This is a genomic window from Moorena sp. SIO4E2, from assembly GCF_010671945.1.
GTDB classification, from domain to species: Bacteria; Cyanobacteriota; Cyanobacteriia; order Cyanobacteriales; family Coleofasciculaceae; genus Moorena; species Moorena producens.
The window spans coordinates 1-2,318 of sequence record NZ_JAAHIE010000893.1 but is presented as its reverse complement, the minus strand read 5'-3'; the positions used below and the strand labels follow the sequence as shown (position 1 = coordinate 2,318).

Sequence of the window (2,318 nt, the reverse complement as noted above, 5' to 3'; positions counted from 1 at the left end):
ATATGGTTATTTAATTTGTTAATTATGGGTGGTTTACAGTGGGTATTTGTCTGATTTATTATGGGTTAATTAACCTATAATTAATAAAAATTTGTATGTATCTCATTATGTAGAATAATATACCTGCTCCGATACTAGGAACAGGTATATTGCTAAGGTAACCTAACTTATCACTACTAAAGTAGACTCTTGGGCAATCTGCCGTAGGATCTTCACCTATTTCTTAGACTTCTTATACTTTTTCAGTCGCTCAAGAGCTTGCATACTCTGATTTACAGTTGTACTACCGTAAGCAAGTATTTGAAGCAATGACTGTAGATTATCAACATTTGTGAGTATTTTATCATTGCTAATACAGGCAATAGTCAAATTAAATTTAGCTTGTACACCCTAGTTCCTGGGAGGGTGGAGAGAAGAACCTCGCTGCCCTCGCGAGCCACCCTCGGTTTCAGATGGAGTAAATTTGTTTCAATTTAGTGAGGTACATTTTGGGAGCAGGAAAAAGGGGTAACTTATATTTTTTCACATTTTCTTTACCTTATTTTTAAAATATTTTTTAATAACTTTATGTAAATTATTATTTTTTAGCTATAAACTAATTTTATTGAAAAGTATTGGAAAAAATTAGGATGTTTAGATTAAAAAAGAACCAGAAATTTTCTGTTTCTGCATGTATTACGTTAATAGGTAATATAAAACAGTCAAAGGGTATTCTAAATTCTTTTCTCTTTAAGATTATTTCTATAGGGCTACCTTTGGTGATCATTCCAACTGATGTACAAGCATTCAGTTTGGTGGCTTTAGACTTGATTAATCCAACTGATGGAACCTTTACAGGAACTCGTTTGAATCCCTTTAGTAATGAAACGAATAAAGTTCGTGTACCTCACAGTCTTGATAATGCTCCTCGTTGGGATAGTGTGAATCGAATTGATGGTGTTGGAACAAATCGGTCACTTGTGAATGGGTTAGAGTACAACTTTCAAGGTGGAAGTATAGAAAATTTCTTTAACTTTTTTACCTTTGAACCATTCACAACTTTAACTCAGTTTACTAAGGCGATAAACTCAGGTTTTGCACAGTGGGCAAATAACAGTTCAGTGAGCTTTACCAAGGTTGATATACCTGTTGTTAATACAGAAGGAATATCTGGAAACCGAATTCAGGGAACTGAGATTGATATATTAGCAGGCTTACCTGTTGGTTCTGTAGATTTCGGTGGTGTAACGCGAATTTGGGGGGTTGACCAAAAAACTCGTCTAACAAACGGGTTCAGTTCTGATAATAGTGGATTGTTTCCTAGTTCCAGGATTTACGCTGTTGATTTGTTTATGAATAATAATATAACGTGGAAACTTTCTGACTGGCAGGCTACATTTACACACGAATTAGGTCATGCTTTAGGTCTTGGCGATGTAGAATTAGCATTTTCCTTTTTTGATAATAATAAAACAATTAATGACTTTCTACCGATTAACCAAAATGGGGATGTCAGAGAAAATCTTATAGATCTAGGAGACCTAACAATTGATGCCACTAGTGGAATCCTTATGAGATCGAGGTTTACTGGTCTTACTGAGCTTCAGAATGATGATATTGGGGGAATTCAATTTTTGTACCCAACTAATGTGCCTGAACCAGGTACATTAGTTGGGTTATTGGCAGTTGTGACTGGATTAGGTTTTACTCGTTATAAATATAAATTTAACGAATAATTTTTTTGTATTGGACTGAACCCAAATCCGCTTGCCACACCCCCTTTATAAAAAATCGACCAAATCCTTTTATTCGAGGAATCTATAGCTGTTTGGATAAGGGGGTATGGGAACAGGATTTGGTATCAGAAGTCAGAAGTCACATTTTGAATCAAAAAGGTAACCATTGGTTGAATCTGAGTTACGTCACAGCCTCGAAGCCTGTTCCACAAAGCTGTTCGCGTAGCGTGAGCCTTTAGCTCACGGCTGACAGCTGACGGCTAAATGCTTACTAATTAATTAGTTGTATCAAGATTCTGAGTAGACCCCAATTCTAAGCGCTGTTCCCACTCCGCATCAATTTGATCTTTCCTTTCGATATCCTGATCCAATAAATCCTTCTCACTGCTATAAACCAAATTGTCTTCCCGAATTACATTTTGAGCGGCAAACTGTTGGGCATAGGCAATCTTGTTCTGTAAAGCTTCATCGGCCTGATTAAGTGCGATCGCATTTTCCTGCCGTTCTTGATTCTGAGCTTCAATCTGGTTCTTTTTCCACTGAACCCAGAAATATCGAAGCAACGGTATGGCCAAGAATCCTACGCCATAAGCCAATAACAGA

At 36.6% G+C, this 2,318-nt stretch carries 1 protein-coding gene and 1 pseudogene; one reads left to right on the top strand and one right to left on the bottom strand.

All coding sequences use genetic code 11. The features are described 5' to 3' along the window. The first annotated feature begins 629 nt into the window (after window positions 1–629). On the top strand, window positions 630–1,715 hold the full coding sequence (locus F6K37_RS38680; RefSeq protein ID WP_287256483.1) for a PEP-CTERM sorting domain-containing protein: 1,086 nt from the start codon (window positions 630–632) through the stop codon (window positions 1,713–1,715). Window positions 1,716–1,990: 275 nt separating this feature from the next. On the opposite strand, the pseudogene F6K37_RS38675 reads toward F6K37_RS38680, so the two are convergent. Continuing rightward, window positions 1,991–2,318: pseudogene (locus F6K37_RS38675) on the bottom strand (hypothetical protein); the annotation flags it as partial.